A 16007-nucleotide genomic window follows, 5' to 3' on the forward strand; every position below is an offset into this window, starting at 1 on the left:
GGACATGCGCCGCCTGTGCGGCGAGCTGGTCGCGGAGCTCTCGCTCCCGGCCCCGGCGGAACCCGGCGACCTGTACGCCGCCCTGTGCGACGCCATGAGCAGACGCCGCGGACGCCCCGTCCAGTTCCGTACGGCCGCGTTCCCGCCCGGCACCGCCAGCGGACTGTGGCTCGACATGGCCGACCAGGACCTCGTCGTCATCGAGGAACGCACCGCCCCCGACCACCAGTTGGTGATCCTCGGCCACGAACTGTGGCACATGAAGGCCGGGCACTGCAGTCACCACGTCGAGGGCGCCGCCGTCGCGGCCCGCTTACTCAGCGACACCGCCGATCTGCAGGCGACCGTCCTGAGGGTCGCCGCGCGCACCCGCTTCGACCTCGCGGACGAGAAGGAGGCCGAGAGCTTCGGTCTGCTGCTCGCCAGCAAGTGCCGTACCTGGCTGGCCGGTTCGCCACTGCGCGGGCCGGTGAGCCGGGACGGTCTGGCCGGTCGCATCGAGGCGTCCCTGGGGTACCGCGGACCGCAGGGCTGAGGCGCCTTCCCGGACATGGACGGATCCAGCTACTACGTCCCGGCCGTCGCCATGGGCGCCGCCCTCGCCGTCAAGGCGCCCACCCTGATCCGCGGCTGGCGCGACCCGCTGCTGCGGTCGGTGGGCGTCCTGCTGGCGCTGGCCTGCCTGGTGTTCCTCTTCGCGGCCCCGCCGACCATCGCCGAGGTCAATGACCTCACCGGTATCCCCAACGTCTCGGCGCCCCTGGTCTACTGCCTGCTGAGCGTGTTCAGCGCGTCCTGTCTGGTGCTGATCATCCACTGGCGCGGCGGACCCCCCGAGGTCACCCGCCGGCTCTCCCGCCGCTGGATCACCGGGTACGGCGTCGTCAGCGTGGCACTGGTCGTGCTCTACCTGCTCGGGGACTGCCCCGAGGAGCGCCTGCGGGACCTCGACACCTACTACGCGAACACCCCGTTCATCCGCGAGATGATCGTCCTCTACCTCGTGGCGCTGACCGTCGCGGGCGTCGCGATGAACGTCATGTGCTGGCGTTGGGCCCTTCAGGTGGACGGCTGGCTGCGCGCCGGGCTGCTGACGATCGCGGTCGGCTTCCTCTTCAACGTCCCCTACTCGGTGACCAAGTTCATCGCCGTCGTGGCCCGCTGGAACGGCGCGAACCTGGACGGTCTGAGCACCGACGTGGCTCCTGTACTGGCCTCCGTCGGAGCCCAGGTCAGCGCGGTCGGCTTCCTGCTCCCGCTGGCCTGCCAGCGCATCGGGGACAGCTGGACCACCTGGTCGACGTACCGCCGGCTCGGGCCGCTGTGGCGCGAGCTGAGCACGGTCTCGGCGCACGCGGACCACGCGGTGCGGATCTCCTGGTGGTCCTCCGCCGAACTCCAGGTGACCCAGCGGGAGTCCGACATCCACGACGGCATGCTCGGCCTGTACCCCTACTTCGACTCCGAGGTACGCTCCCTCGCCTACGACGCGGCCGTGACGGCGGGCTCCGAGCCCGCCCAGGCTCAGGCCGAGGCCGACGCGGCGATGGTGACGGCGGCGGTGCGGGCCAGGGCGGCCGACCCGGAGGGCAGGGTCATCAGCGCGGCGGAGGCCGCCACCGCCCCCGCCGCTTCCGCCGAGGGTCCACGCGACCTCGTACGGATGTCGATGGCCCTGCGTCAGTCACCCGTCGTCGCGGCCGTCCGAGGACGGGCCGCTACCAGGTCAGAGAGCGACTTCCATGAGCAATCCCGCTAGCGCGGCAGCAGGCGACAGAGGTACGGCCCCCCGTCGGGCCGTCGTCATCGGCGCGGGGACGGCCGGTCTGCTGGCCGCCGCCGCCCTGGACCCGTACGCCGAGGTCACCGTCGTCGAGCGCGACGTCCTGCCGGACGGGCCCGCGCCGCGCAAGGGCCTCCCGCAGGCCCGGCACGCCCATCTGCTGTTGTCGGGCGGCGCCCGCGCGATGGAGGAGCTGCTGCCGGGGGTGACCGCGGCCTGGCTCGCCGCGGGCGCCCGCCGGATCCCGATGCCCACCGGATTCGTCTCGCTGACGGCGCAGGGCTGGCTGCGGCGCTGGCCCGAGATGGAGTTCATGATCTCGTGCACCCGTGATCTGCTCGACTCGGTGCTGCGCGACCAGGTCGCCACGAAGGACCGGGTGACCGTCGTGGACGGCACGGAGCTGCTCGCTCTGGAGGGCGACGCCTCCCGGGTGACGGGCGTGCGCGTGCGGATGCGGGACGGCGGGCAACGGGTGCTGCCGGCCGACCTGGTGGTGGACGCCTCGGGACGCGGCTCGCGCTCCTCACTCTGGCTCGACGCGCTGGGTGTCGCACCGGCGCCGCTGGACGAGGTCGACTCCGGACTCACCTACGCCAGCCGGATCTTCCGGGCACCGGCGGGCACCGAGGACTACCCCGTGGTCGGTGTACAGCCCGACCCGGCACAGCCCGTGCCGGGCCGCTCCGCGACGATCGTGCCCGTCGAGGGCGGGCGCTGGCTGGTGACGCTGTCGGGCACCCGCGACGGACAGCCGACGGACTCCGTCGAGGAGTTCGAGCCGTTCGCGCGCGGCCTGCGGCACCCCCTGGTGGGCGAACTGATCGCGCACGCGCAGCCGCTGACGGACGTCACCGTCAGCCGCAGCACGATCAACCGGCGGCGTTTCTTCGAGAAGGTCAAGGGCTGGCCGGAGGGATTCGTCGTGCTCGGCGACGCCGTCGCCACGTACAACCCGGTCTACGGGCACGGCATGACGGTGGCCGCCCAGGGCGCGCTGGCGCTGCGCGGCCGGCTCGCCGAGCACGGGATCGCGGCGCCGGGGCTCGCGCGGCGGGTGCAGCGGGCGGTGGCCCTTCCGGTGACGATCGCCTGGGAGCTGGCCACGGCCACGGACATCCGCTACCCGGGCGCGATCGGTGAGGAGCCCGGGGTCACGCGGAAGTTGCTGGGGCGCTATGTCGACCGGCTCCTGCGCACGGCGGCAGGACGCCCCCTGGCGGCCCGGGCGCTCCTGGCCGTGATCACCCTCTCGGCTCCCCTGTCCACGCTGGTCGGACCGAAGGTCGCCGTCGCCGTACTGCGCGGCCCGCGCCGCCCTCCCCTGACCGCCCCGCCCCTCACGGCCGAGGAGCGGGAAGCGGTGCTGAGCGTCCCGGAGCCGTCGGGAACGCCGGCAGCGCGCTGAGCGGAGAGCGAGCGTCCAGCGGCACCGTCGGCGGTGGGGCGTCGCCGGCGGTGGGTGTCAGGTCGCGCTGCGTTCGCTCGCCTCGCGCAGATCGCGCTCCACCGCCCGGTTGTGGGCGGTGTCGGGCCGGCCGGCCGTGGTGCCGGGGCGGCCCGCGCGCAGCAGTTCGCGCCAGTGTTCGCGGCTCCAGTCGGCCGGGCTGGTGGTACTGGTGAACTCCTCGACGAGGTCGAGGAAACGGGCCGGGTCGCTGTGGAAAGGGAAGTGGCCCGCGCCCTCGAAGATCTCCAGCCGGCTGCCCGGCATGGCCTGGTGCGCGCCGTACGCGTGCCGCACCGGCACCACGCTGTCCCGGTCGCCCCAGAGCAGCATCGTGGGCATGCCCTCGGTCAGATAGCAGCGGTCGAGCATGGTCACCGCCTGCCCGCGCCAGTCGACGACCGCCCGCAGGGTGCGGATGAACGCGCTGCGGGAGGTCGCGTCGGGCAGCGCGTCGACGAGGTTGAGCATTTCCGGTGCGTCCTGGCCCAGATCGGTGTCCAGGAGCCTCATCAGGCGCAGGAAGATGCCGACTTGGAGGCGCATGCCGGGCAGTCGCAGCGCGGAGAGCATGAGGTGGGCGCCCGGCAGCGAGACGGCCCGCAGTACGGGGTTGACCTCGCCGCCGACGCCGCCCGCGCTGACCAGGATCAGCCGTTCGGTGCGCTCCGGGAACTGGTAGGCGAACTGCATGGCGACACCGCCGCCCAGCGAATGCCCGACCAGGGTGGCGGACTCGATGTCGAGCGTGGTGAGCAGATCGCGGACCCCGTTGGCGTATGCGGCCACCGAGTAGTCGGCGCGCGGCTTGTCGGAGGAGCCGTGGCCGAGCAGGTCGGGCGCGATCACCGTGTGGGAGCGTGCGAGGTCGGGGATCAGGTCCGCCCAGGTCGCCGAGGAGTCGCCGATGCCGTGGATCAGGACGAGCGCGGGGCCCTCACCGGCCACGCGGTAGGCACGACGGTAGCCGTGCACGACGCGGTGCCGCAGACGCAGCTCCGCGTCGCCCACGGAGCGCAGCCGCGGGTTGCGCCGCGGACGCCGAGGCGGTACGTCGACCACGGGCTCACCTCCTGTTCCGGGCCGCCGTGAAGGCGGCTTCCCTGCCGCCGAGAAGGCGCTTCCCGGCTCTTCTCACCACCCTAGAGCCCCTGTCCCACAAGGGATTTCCGTGATGTTTCACCTCCGCTAAGCGGGCGAACCTGCACGCATCGAAACCGGATTGTCAGTGGCGGTTGGCAAGCTGGAGGCACGTACCGCCATGTACCGCTTCGACCAGCCGACCCGGGGAGAGCCGTCCGATGCCGACCGCCGTACTGACCGACCACGAACGCGCCGCCGTGCAGGCCTATCTGCGTCTCCTCCAGACCGTACGAGCGGCGTTCGACGGTCCGCCGGACGGGTGTCGACCACCCGTGGTGCCGCCCGCCGCGCTCGCCGAGGCGGAGCAGGCGCTGGCGGCGGCCGGACTCGCGGGCAACGAGGAGGAGTTCTTCCGGCTGCTGCACAGCTGGTGCCCGGAGCCCGGAGGCCGCCTTGCCTAGGGCCTGGTGTGCGGGACGGTGACGGCCGTGGCCAGCAGGCCCCGGCGCACGGTCCAGCGTCCTTCGAACGACTGTATGCGTCGCCCGTTCACCAGCGGTCCCGGCACGAGGAGTTCGGCGCGCAGGCCGCCGGAGCGTGCGGGGCCGTCGTCCGCGAACAGTTCGATGTCCGCCTCGAAGAAGTCCAGCCACTTTCCGGTGAGGGGGTACCACGCCTTGTAGACGGACTCCTTGGCGCTGAACAGCAGCCGGTCCCAGTGCACGGAGGCGTCCCGCCGCGCCAGCTCGCGCAGCCGGTCGTTCTCCGTGGGCAGGGCCACGGAGACGATGACGTCGTCGGGGAGTTCCTCGTGGGGTTCGGCGTCGATGCCCAGCGAGGCCAGGTCGGTGACGCGGACGAGGGAGGCCGCGCAGTAGCCCTCGCAGTGCGTCATGCTGCCGATCAGCCCGGCGGGCCAGACGGGCGCCCCGTGCTCGCCGCGCAGGACGGCCTGCGCGGGCACGCCGAGCTTCTCCATGGCCCGGCGGGCACAGGCACGCACGGCGGCGAACTCACGGCGTCGCTTCTCCACGGACCGCGCCACGAGCTCCTGCTCCCCGGGGTACAGCGGCGCGCCCCAGTCCTGGTCGTCACCGTGTGTCTCCACGGTCACGACCGATTCCGGGAGCAGCTCCTCGATCACCGGCTCCGACCTCCATCGGCAGTACGTGGCGCAGGGTGTCCGGCGGGCCGGGGCGGGGCCGCCACTCCCGGGGGTATCCCACCGAGACCTCTTCGAAGCGGACACCCTCATGGTGGGTGGTCCGCGGGATGTGCAGATGGCCGTAGACCATGACCTGGGCGCGGAAGCGGCGGTGCCAGTCGGCGGTCAGCCGGGTACCGCACCACATGGCGAACTCGGGGTAGCGCAGGATGTCGGTCGGGTGACGGTCCAGCGGGTAGTGGTTGACCAGGACGCTGGGCAGGTCCTCGGGCAGCTCGGCGAGCCTGCGCTCGGTCTCGGCGACCCGGGCCCGGCACCAGGCCTCGCGGCTCGGGTAGGGGTCGGGGTGCAGGACGTGCTCGTCGGTGCAGATCACCCCGGTCCCCTCGGCGTACGCCATGCCCTCGTCCTTGGTCGCGCAACCCGGCGGCAGGAACGAGTAGTCGTAGAGCAGGAAGAGCGGTGCGACGACCGCGGGGCCGCCCGGCCCGTCCCAGACGGGGTAGGGGTCTTCGGGGGTCGTGACACCCAACTCCCGGCACATGGCGACGAGATGCTCGTAGCGGGCGACACCGCGCAGTTGCACGGTGTCCTTGGGGTGGGTCCACAGCTCGTGGTTGCCGGGCACCCAGACGACCTTGCGGAAGCGTCCGCTGAGGGTTTCGAGGGCCCAGTGGATGTCGGCCACGATCTCCGAGACGTCACCGGCCACGAGGAGCCAGTCGTCGTCGGTGTGCGGGCGCATCTTCTCGACCAGGGCGCGGTTCTCCGCGTACCCGATGTGCAGGTCGCTGATGGCCAGCAGGTTTCCGTGTCCGCCGGCCGTCGACCGCACCCTTGCCACCTCCGAGAAAAGGACTGGAAACACAAGAACACATTCGTCCCCGCGGGACAAGGACGGCCCGCGCGCCGGGCCTCGCGCCCCGGCGCGTCGAGCCTGATTCCGGGGTCTCGGGAAATCCGTAACACGCCCGTAGCGTCACACCGGGCTCGCTCCCCTTATGATCGCCCCAACACAACCGCCACGAACCCTTCTCGGCGTATGGCGGTTTGCTGTTCCTCCCTCTCCCCTGGCCGGGCACGGCCTGCTCCGCCGTGCCCGGAACCCTGAAAGGCGGCCTGCATGGGTTCTCGCGTACGCGTCTGGCTCAACCGCACGTACGCGGAGAACGTGTTCTTCATGGACCAGCTGCGAAGTAATCCGCAGCTCCGCCCGGTCGAGATCCATGCCACCCACGGCGATCCCGACTCCCCCGTGCTCGCCGCCGCCGACACCGCCGCCATGGAGCCGGAGGGCCTCTCCCCCGCCGCCTACGTCGAGTACGCCCTCGACCAGTGCGCGCGCCACTCCATCGACGTGTTCGTGCCGGTGCTGCACCAGGCGGCGCTCGTGGCGCACCGCGCCGAGTTCGCGGCGCTCGGCACGGCCCTGCTGGCACCGCCTTCCGAGGCCGTGGCCGTCTTCCTGGACAAGGCCACCGCGTATCAGGCGGTGCAGGCGGTGGGTGTGCCGGTGCCGCCGTGGTGGCGGGTGCGCACCGAGGAAGAGCTCGTCGCCGCGGTCGAGACCCTGGAAGCCGCGGGTCACAAGGCCTGCTTCAAGCCGGCGGCGGGGGCGGGCGGCGTGGGCTTCCGCGTCATCACGCGCGCCCCCTTCTCACTCGCGCACCTCAATGGATTTCCGAGCCCGTACGTGCCGCTCGACCTGGTCGTGGAGGCAGTGCGGTCGGCGGACGAGCCCGTCGACTGGCTGGTCATGCCGCTTCTGGGGCAGCCCGAGGTGTCCGTCGACTGCCTCACGGCGCCGGACGGCCGGGTCCGTATGGCGGTGGGCCGCACGAAGAACGGACGGCGTCGCGGTTTCACGCTGCACCCTTCGTTCATCGAGCCCGCGCGGCTGCTCGCGGAGGCGTTCGGACTGCACTATCTGACGAACATTCAGTTCCGGATGCTCGATGACGAGCCGGTTCTCATGGACGTCAACACCCGCCCGGCGGGCGGTCTGCACCAGCTCTCGCAGTGCGGCATCAACGCCCCTTGGGCCGCGGTGCGGTTGGCACTCGGCGAGGAGCCCGGCGAGATGGTGCCACCGCTGCTCGGGCAGGACTACACCGTGCTCGCGGGTCCCCGTCCGGTGCGTCCGGTCTCGCTGCCGCAGCAGCGCACCGGCGCGCCCGCGTCCACCCTGCCCGCCGTGCCCTCCCCGGCCCCGGCCACGGAGGCCGCTCCGGTGTCGGAGGCGCCCGCCCATGCGTCCAAGGCCTCCAGCGCGACCACGGCGGCCATCGCCCCCGCCTGAGCCTTACGCCCTCTGCCCCCACTCACCGGTCTGGACCAATTCCGCGCAACGCCTTGACAGCGGGATTGGTCCATACCAACTTGGTTGCGCACCTCTCAGCACTCCCGAAGCACTCCCGAACACCCCCATGCCTCAAGGGAGATCGCGTGCGCATCAACCTCAGAACAGACCTCAGGCGCTCCAGACATCGCGTCCTCGCGCTGCTCGGCACCGCCGCCCTCGCGCTCGCCGGCGCGGTCGCACTGCCCACCACGGCCCAGGCCGCCAACATCCTGTCCAACCCCGGCTTCGAGTCGGGCGGCCTCTCCCCCTGGTCGTGCACCGGGAACCTCGGCTCGGTCGTCTCCAGCCCCGTGCACGGTGGCTCCAAGGCCCTGGCCGGGGCGGCGAGTTCGAGTGACAACGCCCAGTGCAGCCAGACCGTCTCGGTCCAGCCGAACACCACGTACAGCCTCTCGGGGTGGGTGCGCGGCAGTTACGTCTACCTGGGCGTGGACGGCGGTGCCTCGACGTGGACGACGTCCCCGTCGGCGTACAGCCAACTCAGCGTCTCCTTCACGACCGGCGCCTCGCAGACCACCGCCAAGATCTACGTCCACGGCTGGTACGCGCAGGGCACCTACTACGCCGACGACATCAGCCTGGACGGTCCGGGCGGCGGAGGCGGCTCCGACACCCAGGCGCCGACCGCGCCGACGAACCTGACCTCCACCGGCAAGACCTCCTCCAGCGTGTCCCTGTCGTGGGGCGCGTCGAGCGACAACGTGGGCGTCACCGCCTACGACATCTACAGCGGCTCGAACCAGGTGCTGAGCGTCTCGGGGACGAGCGCGACGGTCAGCGGTCTTTCGTCGAGCACCGCCTACACGTTCACGGTGAAGGCGCGGGACGCCGCCGGGAACACCTCCGGGGCCTCCAACTCCGTGTCCGTGACCACGGACGCGGGCGGTGGCGGCGGCACCGGCTTCAAGCAGGCGGCACCGTACCTCTACCTCGGCTGGGGCGACCCGCCGAGCGCGACCTCGGTGATGAGCTCGACCGGCGTCAAGTGGTTCACGATGGCGTTCATGCTGGACTCGGGCGGCTGCAATCCCGCCTGGGACGGCAGCAGGGCGCTCACCGGCGGCACCGACCAGACCGTCATCAACCAGATCCGCTCCGCCGGCGGTGACGTCGTCCCGTCGTTCGGCGGCTGGCAGGGCAGCAAGCTCGGGGCCAACTGCTCCTCGGCGAGCGCGCTCGCCGGTGCGCTCCAGAAGGTCATCGACGCCTACGGTCTCAAGGCGATCGACATGGACATCGAGAACACGGACGAGTTCGAGAACGAGGCCGTCCAGGCCAAGATCCTGACCGCGCTGAAGACCGTCAAGGCCAACAACCCGGGCCTCAGGACGATCGTCACCTTCGGCACCTCGACGACCGGACCGACCTACTACGGCAACCGGCTCATCGAGCAGGCGCAGTCGCTGAACGCGGGCATCGACGTCTTCACGATCATGCCGTTCGACTTCGGCGGCGGCTCCGACATGTACGGCAACACCGTCAATGCCGCCGAAGGGCTGAAGACCAAGCTGAAGTCCACCTTCGGCTGGGACGACGCCACGGCCTACTCCCACATCGGCATCTCCGGCATGAACGGTCTGTCCGACCAGCAGGAGAACACCACCCCGGCGATCTGGACCCAGATCCGCGACTGGGCGAACTCGCACCACATCGCCCGTCTCGCCTACTGGGCGGTCAACCGTGACCGGCCCTGCCCCGGCGGCGGCGTGGTGAGCAACTGCTCCGGCATCAGCCAGAACAACTGGCAGTTCACCTCCATCACGGCCGGGTTCACCGGCTGACGCTCCCGGCGTGGGGGTATCCGGCCGTCAGGCGGTCGGGTACCCCCATGCCCGCGCCAACTCGGTGAGCCTGGGCGGGAGTTCGACGGTCGCCTCGGCTGCCTTGGCGGGCTGGATCCGGCCCGACCTGATGGTGTCGCTCCAGTCGCCGAGCTGGGGGCGGAAGGCACCGTGGTCCTGGCTGCCGTAGTCGAGCATGCCGCTCTCCCAGGGGACACCGAGGTAGTCGCACAGGCCCCGGGTGGTCCGCTCGGGGTCGGCGGTGAGCTCCTCGTACGTGATCACGTGCGCGTCGAGGTTCTGCCGGGCCTCCTCCAGCTTCTCGCTGTAGCCGAGCACCTCCTCGTGGATGGCCTCGTGGTCGGGGTCCGAGCGGCGGTTCGTCAGCGAGGTGATGACCGCGCCGGGATGGCGCAGCAGCACGATGTAGCGGGCGCTGGGCCAACATCGGTGCAGACGGGGCCAGACGAGGGTGTTCGGCGGGGTCTTGTCGACGATGATCCGCTTGCCGCTGCGGGTGAGTTCGAGGTGCAGCAGCCGGTCCCACAGGGCGTGCTCCAGCTCGTCCTTGTCGAGCTCGAGGGCGCGCATGGCCTCCGCGGTGAAGTCCCGGGACAAGTGGACGTGGACGGTGCGCAGATGCATCTCGTGCGGGGCGCGGATCTGGCTGTGGCTGTTGAGCAGGACCCGCAGCAGAGTCGAGCCGGAGCGCACGGACGAGAGCACGAAGACGGGCGAGTCCACCAGCCGCGGGGCGGGCGGGGCGACGTACGGCAGGCCGTCGGCGCCCTCGGGGCTCCGGGGCGACGGCAGGCCGTCGAGGGTTCGCCGCGGCGGGCGCACCGCCTCCGCCATCAGCCTCCCCCGGCGCTTCAGTCCCTTGCCGATCGCGGACATACGCGGGTCTCGCACCGTGACACCTCTTTCTCGCTGGTCCCCGCATCACAAGGGGGAAGGGCGAACTCCAGGTGTCGCGCAGAAGAAGCGCCGTGGTCACGGCGGGCGCGGAGCCCGCCGTGACCTGGCCTTTTACCCTTTCCTTAATTCTTCATGGGAAGTACCGTCACTTCCCCCGGGACAACGGGCTCACGCCTTCGCCACGGCCAGCCGCAGCGTCTGCACCTCGAAGGGGCGCAGCGCGACCGCGACCGCGTTCCCGTCCGTGTCGGCCGTGGTCAGCGGGCGCTCCAGGAGGTCGGTCACCTGGGCCCCCGCCAGCGGGAAGCCGGTGCGCAGGGTGCCGGTGCCGCGACCGCCGCGGGACTCGTAGAGGCGTACGACGACATCGCCCGAGGCGTCGTCGGCGAGCTTGACCGCCTCGATGGTCACGCCCTCCCCGTCCACGGAGACGACGGGCTCGGCCGGGCCCGCCGAATCCGCCACCCGCAGCGGCAGGTTGAGCGCGTAGCCCTCCGCGATCGCGTCCTCGATGCTCGCGCCCGGCAGCAGCGCGTAGGTGAAGCGGTGCTTGCCCTGGTCGGCCTCGGGGTCCGGCACGCGCGGGGCACGCACGAGGGACAGGCGTACGGTCGTGGTCGTACCGCCGTCCTCGCGGACCGTGCGGGAGACGTCGTGGCCGTACGTCGAATCGTTGATGACCGCGACGCCGTAGCCGGGCTCGGCGATGTGCACCCAGCGGTGGCCGTAGACCTCGAAGCGGGCCGACTCCCAGCTGGTGTTGGTGTGCGTGGGCCGCTGGACATGGCCGAACTGGATCTCCGCGGAGGAGTGCGGGGCCCGGATGTCGACCGGGAAGGCCGCCTTGAGGATCTTCTCCGCCTCGTGCCAGTCGATCTCGGTCTCGACGTCGATCCGGCGGCTGCCGGCCCGCACGGTGATCGTCTGGACGATCCGGGAGCCCTTGCCGAAGGCGCGCTCCACCTTCAGCGCGCCGAGCAGCGGGCCGTCCTCGACGACCGTGACGGACTCGGCGTCGAGCAGGTCCGTGTAGCGGTTCTTGTAGTGCTTGTCGATGTCCCAGGCGTCCCAGTAGTTCGGGAGGTCGCTGTGCAGACGGAGCAGGTTGCCCTTGTCGGCGAGGACCTCGCGGTCGGCCGTCAGGTCGCGTACGGAGGCCAGCGTGCCGTCCTCGGCCAGCTCGACGCGGACCAGGCCGTTGTCAAGGACGCGGCCGTCGACGGTCACCGGCTGCGCGGGCTCACCCGTGCCCAGCAACGCGCTTCCGCTCGCGGGGACTTCGGCGTACATCGGGATGCCGACGGAGGTGCGGACCACCTCGGCGCGGTCGACCGGGCTGGTGTTGAACACCCGGGTCTCGCCCGTGCCCAGCGCGGCAACGGCCTCGGCCGTGATCGCCTCGACCTCCTTCGCCACCCGCGCGTACTCCGCCTCGGCCTCCCGGTGCACCCAGGCGATGGACGAGCCGGGCAGGATGTCGTGGAACTGGTGGAGCAGGACCGTCTTCCAGAGCCGGTCGAGCTTCTCGTACGGGTAGGAGTAGCCCGGCGCGTTCAGTGCGGCGGTGGTCGCCCACAACTCGGCCTCGCGCATGCGGTGTTCACTGCGCCGGTTGCCCTGCTTGGTGCGGGCCTGCGAGGTGTAGGTGGCGCGGTGCAGCTCCAAGTACAGCTCACCGGACCAGACCTGGTCCTTGGGGATCTCCTCGCGGGCGGTGGCGAAGAAGGCGTCCGGGTGCTCGACCCGGACCTTCGCCGAGCCCTCCAGGCTCGCCAGCCGCCGGGCGCGCTCCATCATCTCGCGGGTGGGGCCGCCACCGCCGTCACCGTGGCCGAAGGGGGCCAGGGACGTCGTGCCGCGGCCCTTGTCCTGGTAGTTGCGGACGGCGTGTGCCATCTCCTTGCCGGAGAACTCGACGTTGTAGGTGTCGACGGGCGGGAAGTGCGTGAAGATGCGGGTGCCGTCGAGGCCCTCCCACCAGAAGCTGTGGTGGGGCAGCTTGTTGGTCTGGTTCCAGGAGAGCTTCTGGGTCAGGAACCAGTCGTTTCCTGCCAGCTTGGCGAGCTGGGGGTAGGCCGCGTTGTAGCCGAAGGAGTCCGGCAGCCAGACGCCCTTGGTCTCGATGCCGAAGTGCTCGATGAAGAACCGCTTGCCGTGGATGAGCTGGCGGGCCAGCGCCTCGCCGCCGGGCAGGTTGCCGTCGGCCTCCACCCACATGCCGCCGACCGGCGCCCAGTTCCCGTCGGCGACGGCCTTCTTGATGCGCTCCCACACGTGCGGGTAGTTGTCGCGCACCCACTCGTACTGCTGGGCCTGCGAGCAGGCGAAGACCAGCTCCTCGTACTCCTCGGCGAGCGCGGTGACGTTCGAGAAGGTGCGGGAGGTCTTGCGCTTGGTCTCGCGGATCGGCCACAGCCAGGCGGAGTCGATGTGCGCGTGACCGGCGGCGGAGAGGGTGTGGGCGCTGGCGTGCGCGGGCTTGGCCAGGGTGGGGGCCAGCACCGCGCGGGCGGCGGCGGCCGTCCCGGAGATGTCGTCCAGGTCGAGGGCGTCCATCGCCTGGTCCAGCGCGATCATGATCTCGTGTCGGCGCGGATCGAGCTCGCCCAGCTCCAGCATCAGTTCGCGCAGCACCTGGACGTCGAGGTCGAGGTGCCAGACGTTCTCGTCGAGGACGGCGATGTCGGCGCGCTTGAAGGTGTAGATCGGTTTGTCACCGGCCGTGAGGCGGTCGCCGAGCGGGGTCGGGCCCGCAAAGTCGTTCGCCAGGATGTCGGGGTTGGAGGCCGCCTCGACCAGGTAGTGGATCTCCTCGCCGCCCGTGGCCGGGTGGGCGATCGGCACGTACTGGTTCTGCGGGTTGACCGCCTTCAGCGGGACCCCGTCCGGCAGGTGGACGAGCGCCTCGGCCTGGTTGCCGGGCCAGTCGCCCACGAAGCCGAGGTCGAAGACGGCCTCGACGCGCTTGCCCGTCCAGTCCGCGGGAACCGAGCCGCGCATCCGGAACCAGGTGGTGCCCCACGGCGGGCCCCAGGGGGTGTCCATCGCGAAGGGCTTGTACGGCGCCGCGGCGGCCTCCTCGAAGGGGACCGGCTCACCGGGCGCCTGCCAGGCCTCGACCTCGAAGGGAACCGAGGCGGCATAGATCGCGGGCTTGATGCGCTGGTCGTGGACGCGTGCGACGCGCTCCTCGATCCGGCGGCGTTCGTCGTGCATGTGAGGTCTCCAGGAGCCAGGAAGCCAAGAAGGGGGGTAAGCGCTTACTTAAGGTACGCCAGGCCCGGGTGGACCGAGGTGTACCCCTCGACCAGACGGCGGGCCACGTTCACGGAGTCGACGAGCGGATGCAGGGCGAAGGCCTTGACGGCGGTCGTGCGCGAGCCGGACTCGGCGGCGGACAGGACCTCGCGCTCCACCGCCTTGACCGCGCAGACCAGTCCGCTGGCGTGGTCGGGCAGCGGGTCGACGGCGACCGGGTGGGCGCCGTTGGCGTCGACGAGGCAGGGCACCTCGATGACGGCCTCCGCGTCGAGCACGCCCAGCGTGCCGCGGTTGCGGACGTTGAGGATGAGCGTGGTGCGCTCGTCGCGGGCGATGGCCCTCATCAAGGCGAGCGCCACCTTCTCGTAGCCGCCGGAGAGGTCGTCGGCGTCGCGTTCGCCCGCGCCCGCCGCGTCCCGGTTCTCCGCCATGTAGGTGGCCTCGCGTTCGGCCCGCGTACGGTCCCAGGCGCTCAGCGCGGCGGTGTCCGGGCGCTTCATCTCGGCGTAGAACTGTTCCTGCTGGTCGCGCAGGAACGCGCCGCGGGTCTTCTCCGCCTGCTGGTAGGCCCGGACGGCCTCCCGGTTGAAGTAGTAGTAGTGCAGGTACTCGTTCGGGACGGCGCCCAGGGACTGCAGCCACTCCACGCCGAAGAGCTTGCCCTCCTCGAAGGAGCCGAGCAGCTCGGGGTCGGCGAGCAGCCGCGGCAGCTCGTCGCGGCCCGCGACGCGCAGCCCGCGCACCCAGCCGAGGTGATTGAGGCCGACATAGTCGATCCAGGCCTCGCGGGGGTTGGCGCCCAGGACGGTGGCGATGCGGCGGCCGAGGCCGACCGGCGAGTCGCAGATGCCGATGACGCGGTCGCCGAGGTGACGGGACATGGCCTCGGTGACCAGTCCGGCCGGGTTGGTGAAGTTGATGACCCAGGCGTCGGGGGCGAGCCGGGCCACCCGCCGGGCGATGTCCACGGCCACGGGAACCGTGCGCAGCCCGTACGCGATACCGCCGGCGCCGACCGTCTCCTGGCCGAGGACGCCCTCCGCGAGTGCCACCCGCTCGTCGTCGGCACGTCCCTCCAGGCCGCCGACGCGGATCGCGGAGAAGATGAAGTCGGCGCCGCGCAGGGCGTCGTCGAGGTCGGTGGTGAAGGACACCTCGGGGGCGTCCGGCAGGTCCTTCGCCTGCTCGGCCAGCACCCGGGCCACGGCCGTGAGCCGTCCGGCGTCCACGTCGTGCAGCACGACATGGGTGACGCGGCCCTCGGCACGGTCCCCGAGGAGTGCCCCGTACACGAGCGGCACCCGGAATCCGCCGCCACCCAGAATCGTCAGCTTCACGCCGTTTCCGCCTTTCCTGTCACGACCACTTGCACGCCCGCCTCTTCCAACGACGACCGCGTCGCCGGGTCCAGCGGGCCGTTCGTCACCACCACGTCCAGCTCCTCGGGGCCACAGACCCGCGCCATCCCCGTACCCGGGAACTTCGCGCGGTCGGCGAGCAGGACGACCTTGTCGCCCGCCTCGATCATGGCCCGCTTGACCGGCACCTCGACGACGGTGGTGTCCATCACCTGCCCGCCGGGCCGTACCCCGCTGGTACCGAGGAACAGCCAGTCGGCATGCAGTTGTCGCAGGTTGTCCTCGGTGAGGAAGCCGACCAGGGAGCGGTACTCACGGCGGACCATGCCGCCGAGCAGCACCAGCTCTATGCCCTCGTCGTCCACCAGCTCCTCGTAGACCACCAGGTTGCTGGTGATCACGGTGATCCGGCGGCCGTGCAGCTGCCGCGCCAGCCGGTAGGCGGTGGTGCCGATGTCCAGCAGGACGGACTGGCCGTCCTGGACCATCGAGGCGGCGCGCTCCGCGATGGCGTCCTTCTCGGCCACACGGACCTCGGCGACCTCGGCGAAGGGCTGGTCGCCCTCCTCCACGACCGCCCCGCCGTGCACCCGCGTGAGCAGGCCTTCCTCCTCCAGTCTCAGCAGGTCACGGCGGACCGTGGCGGGGCTCACGCCCAGCTGTTCGGAGAGATCGGTCACGGCTGCGGGCCCGCCGGAGCGCAGGGCCCGCAGGATGAGTTGATGTCGTCGCTCTGCCAGCACCCTGTGAACAGTACTCGTCATTCCCAATCATTTCTATGCTCAGTTCTGCTCGACTCTTGCCAAATTGGCGAGAGACGCGCACGATCCTGTGCACCGCTTGCAGACT

The 16007-nt window shown here is 71.1% G+C and carries 13 protein-coding genes; 6 read left to right on the forward strand and 7 right to left on the reverse strand.

Annotation, left to right across the window (positions count from 1 at the left end; all coding sequences use genetic code 11):
- The first annotated feature begins 4 nt into the window (after positions 1-4).
- From ACZ7M2_RS13215 to ACZ7M2_RS13225, 3 genes are read left to right on the forward strand one after another with little or no spacing between them, the layout of a single operon-like run.
- Positions 5-535, forward strand: a complete 531-nt coding sequence (locus ACZ7M2_RS13215; protein ID WP_054236102.1) for a hypothetical protein — start codon at positions 5-7, stop codon at positions 533-535.
- A 15-nt stretch (positions 536-550) separates the two neighbouring features.
- Positions 551-1759 carry an MAB_1171c family putative transporter gene (locus ACZ7M2_RS13220; RefSeq protein WP_352047652.1) on the forward strand — a complete coding sequence of 403 codons (1209 nt, stop codon included), beginning with the start codon at positions 551-553 and terminating at the stop codon, positions 1757-1759.
- On the forward strand, positions 1743-3191 hold the full coding sequence (locus ACZ7M2_RS13225) for an NAD(P)/FAD-dependent oxidoreductase (protein ID WP_471595314.1): 1449 nt from the start codon (positions 1743-1745) through the stop codon (positions 3189-3191). Before ACZ7M2_RS13220 ends, ACZ7M2_RS13225 begins: the two co-directional genes overlap by 17 nt.
- A gap of 57 nt (positions 3192-3248) precedes the next feature.
- On the opposite strand, the gene ACZ7M2_RS13230 is transcribed toward ACZ7M2_RS13225, so the two are convergent.
- Positions 3249-4292 carry an alpha/beta fold hydrolase gene (locus tag ACZ7M2_RS13230; protein ID WP_471595315.1) on the reverse strand — a complete coding sequence of 348 codons (1044 nt, stop codon included), beginning with the start codon at positions 4290-4292 and terminating at the stop codon, positions 3249-3251.
- Positions 4293-4531: 239 nt separating this feature from the next.
- Here ACZ7M2_RS13230 and ACZ7M2_RS13235 point away from each other — a divergent pair, with 239 nt between their 5' ends.
- A complete protein-coding gene (locus tag ACZ7M2_RS13235; protein ID WP_168497945.1) occupies positions 4532-4774 on the forward strand; it encodes a hypothetical protein in 243 nt (80 codons plus the stop codon).
- Here the strand turns inward: ACZ7M2_RS13235 and ACZ7M2_RS13240 are convergent.
- A complete protein-coding gene (locus tag ACZ7M2_RS13240) occupies positions 4771-5457 on the reverse strand; it encodes a 4'-phosphopantetheinyl transferase family protein (RefSeq protein WP_471595316.1) in 687 nt (228 codons plus the stop codon). The two genes, ACZ7M2_RS13235 and ACZ7M2_RS13240, sit on opposite strands and share 4 nt — an antisense overlap.
- On the reverse strand, positions 5405-6313 hold the full coding sequence (locus ACZ7M2_RS13245; protein WP_471595317.1) for a metallophosphoesterase family protein: 909 nt from the start codon (positions 6311-6313) through the stop codon (positions 5405-5407). Before ACZ7M2_RS13245 ends, ACZ7M2_RS13240 begins: the two co-directional genes overlap by 53 nt.
- Positions 6314-6601: 288 nt before the next feature.
- Between ACZ7M2_RS13245 and ACZ7M2_RS13250 the strand changes: the two genes are divergently transcribed.
- Both ACZ7M2_RS13250 and ACZ7M2_RS13255 read left to right on the forward strand, forming a co-directional pair.
- Positions 6602-7777, forward strand: coding sequence for an ATP-grasp domain-containing protein (locus tag ACZ7M2_RS13250; protein WP_471595318.1), 1176 nt, complete (start codon positions 6602-6604; stop codon positions 7775-7777).
- Positions 7778-7923: 146 nt separating this feature from the next.
- Complete coding sequence (locus ACZ7M2_RS13255; protein ID WP_471595319.1) at positions 7924-9621, forward strand: carbohydrate binding domain-containing protein; 1698 nt, start codon at positions 7924-7926, stop codon at positions 9619-9621.
- A gap of 27 nt (positions 9622-9648) precedes the next feature.
- Here ACZ7M2_RS13255 and ACZ7M2_RS13260 read toward each other — a convergent pair whose 3' ends face one another.
- The 4 genes from ACZ7M2_RS13260 to ACZ7M2_RS13275 form a co-directional block, all read right to left on the reverse strand.
- Positions 9649-10533, reverse strand: a complete 885-nt coding sequence (locus ACZ7M2_RS13260) for a sulfotransferase family protein (protein WP_471595320.1) — start codon at positions 10531-10533, stop codon at positions 9649-9651.
- Between the two features lie 174 nt (positions 10534-10707).
- The gene (locus ACZ7M2_RS13265) at positions 10708-13755 is read right to left on the reverse strand and encodes an alpha-mannosidase (RefSeq protein WP_471595321.1); all 3048 of its coding nucleotides are present in this window, start codon (positions 13753-13755) and stop codon (positions 10708-10710) included.
- Positions 13756-13799: 44 nt separating this feature from the next.
- Positions 13800-15137: a 6-phospho-beta-glucosidase gene (locus ACZ7M2_RS13270; RefSeq protein WP_352047643.1), complete on the reverse strand. Its 1338-nt coding sequence runs from the start codon at positions 15135-15137 to the stop codon at positions 13800-13802.
- Entirely contained in the window at positions 15134-15901 is a 768-nt protein-coding gene (locus tag ACZ7M2_RS13275; protein ID WP_352047754.1) for a DeoR/GlpR family DNA-binding transcription regulator, read from the reverse strand. The genes ACZ7M2_RS13270 and ACZ7M2_RS13275 overlap by 4 nt, the downstream gene beginning before the upstream one ends.
- Positions 15902-16007: the final 106 nt, after the last annotated feature.

The sequence above is a fragment of the Streptomyces sp. NPDC111507 genome, assembly GCF_055638955.1.

Excerpts from the sequence above, each read along its gene's own strand:
- ACZ7M2_RS13215 (WP_054236102.1), top strand. The coding sequence starts at position 5 with ATGCGCCGCCTGTGCGGCGAGCTGGTCGCGGAGCTCTCGCTCCCGGCC.
- ACZ7M2_RS13265 (WP_471595321.1), bottom strand. The coding sequence starts at position 13,755 with ATGCACGACGAACGCCGCCGGATCGAGGAGCGCGTCGCACGCGTCCAC.
- ACZ7M2_RS13250 (WP_471595318.1), top strand. The coding sequence starts at position 6,602 with ATGGGTTCTCGCGTACGCGTCTGGCTCAACCGCACGTACGCGGAGAAC.
- ACZ7M2_RS13220 (WP_352047652.1), top strand. The coding sequence starts at position 551 with ATGGACGGATCCAGCTACTACGTCCCGGCCGTCGCCATGGGCGCCGCC.
- ACZ7M2_RS13235 (WP_168497945.1), top strand. The coding sequence starts at position 4,532 with ATGCCGACCGCCGTACTGACCGACCACGAACGCGCCGCCGTGCAGGCC.
- ACZ7M2_RS13225 (WP_471595314.1), top strand. The coding sequence starts at position 1,743 with ATGAGCAATCCCGCTAGCGCGGCAGCAGGCGACAGAGGTACGGCCCCC.